The 7,087-nt window shown below is 42.5% G+C and carries 3 protein-coding genes; 1 reads left to right on the forward strand and 2 read right to left on the reverse strand.

Annotated elements, in window-relative coordinates; genetic code table 11:
* Positions 1–648 precede the first annotated feature (648 nt).
* Positions 649–4,890 carry a cobaltochelatase subunit CobN gene (locus ACSQ7D_RS12850; RefSeq protein ID WP_437136473.1) on the forward strand — a complete coding sequence of 1,414 codons (4,242 nt, stop codon included), beginning with the start codon at positions 649–651 and terminating at the stop codon, positions 4,888–4,890.
* Between the two features lie 62 nt (positions 4,891–4,952).
* On the opposite strand, the gene ACSQ7D_RS12855 is transcribed toward ACSQ7D_RS12850, so the two are convergent.
* Entirely contained in the window at positions 4,953–6,461 is a 1,509-nt protein-coding gene (locus ACSQ7D_RS12855; protein ID WP_437136474.1) for a GH3 auxin-responsive promoter family protein, read from the reverse strand.
* Between the two features lie 392 nt (positions 6,462–6,853).
* A partial coding sequence (locus ACSQ7D_RS12860) for an integrase core domain-containing protein (protein WP_437136469.1) occupies positions 6,854–7,087 on the reverse strand: 234 nt, incomplete at its 5' end.

Genomic DNA, 7,087 nt, shown 5'->3' on the forward strand with positions numbered 1-7,087 from the left:
AGTTTTTTGCTATATTTATCGACTCCTGTTTCTTTTACAAGAAATTCTAACTCTTTATCTTCTATCTTAGAAAAGATATTTGAAATTCTTTTTCTATTCTTTATTATAGTGGTCATAACTTTTTTTTGCAAAGATAATACTTACACAGTATTCCTACAAAAAAACATAGTTAAAAATCAGTGCTTTATAAATCTTCCTTACAGTTTTGGTTCTAAACTTTGCCAAAGTTGAATAAACTGACAATACCTCCGCTTGTGCTTTTCTTGTAGCTCGCACCCCATTTGCTAATTCCCTCATTTCCAAATTCTCTAATTTTCCTCTCCTGTACGGCTCGCTCCGCCTGTCGTGCTACGACCTCGCACCTTTTTTTCGCTATTTATTATTATTCAAAATAATTTTTTTATCTTTGCACCCAAGTTTTCATTACATTAATGTTAACCCAATACAAAGGCAATCCACAAATCTATTAATTAAATTGCCCATCGTGTTATGGTTTTCAGCAAAGTTGAAGTCTTAGAACAAGCATTTTACAAAGCATTACCTTGATTTTGCTTAAATTCTGAGGCACAGCCCCACCTGTTCACATAAAACCTTTTTGTCTAATTTATAAAACAATCTGTTGTCGTGCTACGACCCACAGCAAATAAGATGAAAAAAAAGATTCTATCCATCATTGCCCTGCTTCTTATAGTAATAGCAGGTTATTTCGTATGGCGAAAATACATCGCCCCCACCCGTATCGCATTGGTGAACTTCATCAGCTATCAGGCGTCCAATATCGCCCTTTCTAATTCCGATAAGTTTATCAAAATCGAAGAAGTCCCCCTCGACCAACTCGATAAACTCAAAAACTACGACTTTGTCCTCGTATGGGCAATGGGACTGAAAATTAGCGACGAACAGCGCAATCAGCTTATCGATGCTGCTAACCGCGTGCCTTTTCACAGTTTCGCCGTTACCAATCCCGATAACGATATCAGTAGCCTCAACGAAACCGAACTCAAACACGTAGGCGACTATCTGATGAGTGGCAATAAGGCAAACTACCAAAACCTCGTTCGTTATGTCCGCAAATATATCGACAAGAAATGGTTTGCTACCGAACCCGCACCGCCTATCGAGCGCAAAGAAAACGTCTATTTTCATTTAGACGACGAGCGTTCTTTCAGCTCCCTTAAAGAATATCAAGAGTATATTCAGAAGAATAATTTCTATAAAGAAGGAGCTCCTCGCATCGCCATAGTAGCAGGCTTACACGAGCCTTTTGGCGGAAATAAAGAACACCTCAATGGGGTAATACACGCCTTGCAGAAACAGGGTATGAACGTCTATCCTTTCACCGCTCAAGAAAAACGCATCGACTTCCTTACCGAAATCAATCCCGATGCTATTGTCTATTTTCCTCACGGACAAATGATGATGGGGCAACCCGAACTGTTTATCAATTGGGCTAAGGAGCACAACGTACCCCTCTTCACGGGACTATCGGTCTTAGCAATGAAAGACGATTGGGAAAAAGACCCTATGGGTATGTCGGGCGGCTTTATGGGGCAAACCATTGTAATGCCCGAGTTAGACGGAGCGCTCTACCCTTATGTAGTGATTGCCCAAGAACAAAACAAACAAGGTTATTACTTCCTCAACACTATCGAGAACCGCGCCCGTAAGTTCGCCAAAATCATTCATAACTTCACCGATTTAAAACGTAAACCTAATGCCGACAAGAAGTTGGCGATTGTTTACTTCAAAGGTGTGGGGCTTACACCTGCTGCCGCGCAAGGGTTGGAGGTCGAACCTTCACTATTCCGCTTTTTACATCAACTCAAAAACGAAGGTTATAACGTAGGAACGCTTCCCGCTACACAAGCCGAATTCAACCAGCTACTGCTCACGCACGCCAATACTTATAGAGCCAATGCCAAAGGCGATATCGAAAAGTTCTTCAATACAGGTGCACCTGCTTTGGTAGAAGCTCACGAATTAGATGCTTGGCTCAAAAAAACTTTACCCGAAAAACTCTATAAGCAAGTAATCGAAAAGAACGGCGCTGTACCGGGCTCTTACCTTAATACATCTAAGGACGGTAAAGATTATCTGGCGGTAGCCCAACTCACTTTCGGTAATATCACTATTCTGCCTCAACCTCCTGCCGCCATTAGTACTGATGATGATTTTAAAGTGTTGCACGGTGTAAAAGAAATCCCTCCTTATGCCTATATGGGGGCATATCTTTGGATACAAAATGGCTTCAAAGCCGATGCGCTCATTCACTTCGGTACACACGGCTCTTTGGAGTTTACCCCTAATAAACAAGTAGCCCTCTCTGATTACGATTGGGCAGATATCTGTGTGGGTACCGTACCTCATTTCTACTATTATACTATCGGAAATATAGGCGAAGCGATGATGGCAAAACGCCGTTCGTACGGCAGTATTGTGTCTTATCTTACCCCTGCTTTCACCGAAAGCGATATGCGCAATACCTTCAATAATTTAGAGAACACCATTCTTTCTTATCAGAAAGCAAAGAACCCTATCGATAAACAAACCATTGGATTACACATCAAAAAGTTAGCCGTAGCAATGGGCTTACATCGTGATTTGCGTTTGGATAGTATCCTCTCAAAACCGTATACCGAAGCCGAAATCGACCGCCTTGCTAACTTCGCCGAAGAGATTGCCACCGAGAAGATTAATGGCGAATACTACGTGATGGGAGTCCCTTATACTCCTGATAAAATTAATTCTACCGTCTTGGCTATGAGTGCCGACCCTATTGCGTACAGTTTGGCTACCTTAGATAAGTACCACGGTAAAGTTACCGAAACCGACCTTAAACGCAAAGCCTTTTTCACAACTCATTATCTAAACCCTGCTAAGAGCTTAGTAAACCAAATACTCGCAGGCAAACCAGTTACTACTGAACTGATTTGCAGCTATGCTCATATCTCTGCTGACGATTTGCAAAAAGCCAAAGTTACAATGGCTAAAGAAGAAGGAAGTGGTATGCCTTATTTCTTACAACAGCAGATGAAAAAACAAGCGACGGCTTCAGCAACCACTACTGCTACTCACACAACAGCCACAACTTCGGCTACTGCTAAGAAACCTGATGCCGTAGGTCGTCCTACCAAAATCAAAGCTCCAGCCAAAAAAGAAGACCGCAAGCCTCTTACTAAGGAAGAGCTGGCTGCTCTCAACGCTCAAAAGGCTAAGATAGATTATGCACGTGCCTTGGTAGATATCGAAAGAACCATTACCAATGTAGCCCTCTATAAAGATGCCTTGCAAAACAGTCCGCGTTTAGAAGAAAAGGCTTTCTTCAATGCTCTAAATGGTGGTTACACCCCTCCTTCCTCAGGAGGTGATGCAGTAGCCAATCCTAAAGGCGTACCTACCGGTCACAACCTCTATGGGGTGAATGCCGAAAGTACACCGTCTAAACTCGCGTGGGATAGAGGCGTAGCTTTAGCCCAAAATGTAATTAGTGAATACCAAACCAAACACCACGAATATCCCAAGAAAATAGCCTATACCTTTTGGAGTTCCGAATTTATAGAAACCGAAGGTGTATCTATCGCCCAAGCCTTGTATATGTTAGGTGTTGAACCCGTATGGGATAGCTTTGGTCGTGTAGGCGATGTGCGCGTCATTCCTTCTGAAGAGTTGGGTCGCCCTCGTATCGATGTGGTGATTCAAACCTCAGGTCAGTTCCGCGATTTAGCAGCTTCTCGTTTGTTCTTGCTTACCAAAGCCATTCAAATGGTATCAGCTCTTCCTGAGGAAGCATATGCCAATGAAGTGAGCGCAGGTAGTGTAAATATCGAAAAACAATTGGTAGAAGCCGGAGTATCGCCCAAAGAAGCCCGCGAACTTTCTACCGAACGTATCTTTGGTGGCTTGCAAGGTCGTTATGATACAGGTACTAAGGAGTTGATTAATTCCGGCGATAAGTGGGAAACTCAAAAGGATATCGCTGAGGTTTATATGCATAATATGGGCGCTTTCTACGGCAGTAAAGACAATTGGAGCAAGTTCCAAGAAGGTATGTTCCGCGCCGCTATCAAGAACGCCGATGTGCTCATTCAGCCTCGCCAAAACAACACTTGGGGAGCGCTTAGCCTCGACCACGTCTACGAGTTTATGGGGGGTATGAATGCTGCTATCAAAGAAGTAAACGGCAAAGACCCCGATGCCTACCTCGCCGATTATCGCAACCATAAGAATATGCACGTGCAAGAACTCAAAGAAGCCGTAGGGGTCGAAGCTCGCAGTACAATATTCAATCCTAAATACATCAAAGAAATGATGAAGGGTAAGGCTTCAAGTGCCGGACAAATAGCCGAAATCGTTACTAATATGCACGGTTGGGAAGCTACTCGCCCCGAACTCATCGACGATGCAATGTGGAATGAGGTATACAACACTTATATAGAAGATAAACATCATCTGGGCATCACCGATTTTATAAAGAAAGAGAACGTAGCAGCCTTGCAAGAGGTAACTGCTGTAATGCTCGAAGCTACCCGCAAAGGTATGTGGAAAGCCTCCGATGCTCAAATCAGTAAACTCGCCGATATCCATACCGACCTTACTAAGCAATTCGGTATAAGCTCTTCTCATTTCTCTTCCGAAAATAAGAAGTTGCAGGATTATATCAGCAAAAAGGCTTCACCTGCCAATGCCCAAGCGTATCAGCAACAGCTCGCTCAATCGCACCAAGGCAGTCAGGCTCAACCCAATACCCAAGACGCTAAAGTCCTCAAAAAAGAAGAAACCTCTGCCGGAAGTCCTCAAGAAAAAGTATCGCTCAGCGCCCTTTGGATAGGTGGAATAGTGCTTCTCGCTTTCGTCGGTCTTATCATCTTCATTCGCAAAAGAAGAAGATAATTTAAAGTTATAGCAAATAAGAAAGGCTACCCAATAGGGTAGCCTTTCTACTTTTAATTTCATTATAAATTTAATAACTCCTCCACGTACTCCCTGCTGTTCGAGAGTCGAGGTACTTTGTTCTGCCCACCAAGCTTATCCTTGTGTTTGAGCCAGTCGTGAAAAAGCCCCGTGCGAGCCTTGTGCACTTTGGGCATATTCAGCGTCATATTGTTGTAGCGTTTAGCTTCGTAATCCGAGTTGAGTTTTTGCAGTTCGCGGTCTAATATCTCGGTAAATTGCTCCAAACTCTCAGGAGGTGCATCAAACTCTATTACCCATTCGTGCCCTCCTTTCAGCTTGTCTTGCATAAATATAGGCGCAACCGTGTAGTCTATCAAGTGACTATTAGTCTGCTCACAAGCCTTTTCTAAGGCGCGCTCGGCATTCTCTACGATAAGTTCTTCTCCAAATACATTAATAAAGTGCTTGGTACGACCCGTAATCTTAATCCGATAAGGCACTACCGAAGTAAACCTTACCGTATCTCCTATCATATAGCGCCACAAACCGGCATTGGTAGTAATCACCATCGCATAGTTCTTCCCTATTTCCACCTCACTCAGCGGAATTGCCTTTTGTCCCGCAGTACCAAAAGTCTCCATCGGTATAAACTCATAGAAAATCCCGTAGTCGAGCATTAGCAACATCTCGTCCGAATTGTTGCGGTCTTGAATGGCAAAGAACCCTTCGGAGGCGTTGTATATTTCGTAATAACGAAAACTATCCGAAGGAATAATATGCTTATACTGCTCGCGATACGGTATAAAGCTCACCCCTCCGTGAAAGTATACTTCTAAGTTGGGCCACAACTCCAAAAGATGTTCCTTTTTGGTTTCTTCTAAAATCCTATTTAAAAGCACTAACATCCAGGAAGGAACCCCCGCAATACTAGTCACATTCTCTGTTTTCGCCTCTTTGATAATCGCTTGTAACTTACTCTCCCATTCACTCATCAGCGATACCTTGTTGCTGGGGGTACAACTCCATTCTGCCCAAAAAGGCAGGTTTTCAATCAAAATCGCCGATAAATCCCCAAAATAAGTACCGTTTTGTTCATACAGTTGCTTGCTCCCCCCCAGTCGCAAACTCTTGCCTTTAAACAGATTCGAATCCTCGTTGTTATTTAGGTATAAGCATAGCATATCCTTCCCCGATTTGTAATGACACAGTTGCAGTGCCTCCTCACTTACCGGAATAAACTTACTCTTAGCGTTAGTAGTCCCACTGCTCTTGGCAAACCATTTTATCGGCGTATGCCAAAACACATTCCGCTCCCCTCGTCTTGCCCTTTCTACGTAAGGCTCAAAAGCTTCATAAGAAACTAATGGTGTATTTCTACTGAATTGCTCATAGTTTTTCACCTCAGCAAAGTTATATAGTTTGCCGAGTTCGGTGTCTTTGGCAGCATCGAGAAGCTCCAAAAGCACACGTTCTTGCACCTTATGTGGGTGCTCTACAAACTCTTGTATTTGGTCAATACGGCGTTTTAAAAACCACGAAGTAATAGAATTGAATAAAGCTAATGGCATATCCTGTATAACAAATTACAAGTGACAAAAGTAATAATTATTTCTGAACTAACAAGAAACTACTATTACAATTAAGTTACAAAAGTAACTTTTCTCCGCCGGTTTGTTGTCTTTCTGCAAGTTAAACATCTTATTCTTTTCAATAATCAGCAAGCAACCCTCCTCTAAGCACTATCTTTCCCCCGATAACAAAAAGTCCATTCCATAAATATCCCCCTCCCCTATCCGCCCTGTCAAACAACTTTTCCCGTCTCTAATTCCCCCTTTGAAGGTAGCCAGCAAGAGATTTTCATCACATTTCCTCCGTCATTCGTCTCTCGTCATTCGTCATTTGTCACGTCCTAAAAAAGGTTGTCATAATTAATTATTGTTTTATTAGTCAATTTTTTTCATTAAGCTACCTTTTGAAAGTACACCTGATCAGGAGTTTTTAAGTTCAATGCATAGTGAGGACGTTTTTGATTATATGTCTTTATAGCCGAGCATACCGCACTAAGAGCTTGTTGTTCAGTATTAAAAGTAACTCCTAAATTAAACTCTTGCTTGAGAATCCCATTGATACGCTCCGCGTGAGCATTTTCGTAACAGTGATTCTCCTGAGTCATACTAATTTGAATGTGCTCTTT

This window comes from Capnocytophaga sp. G1920 (assembly GCF_051417515.1).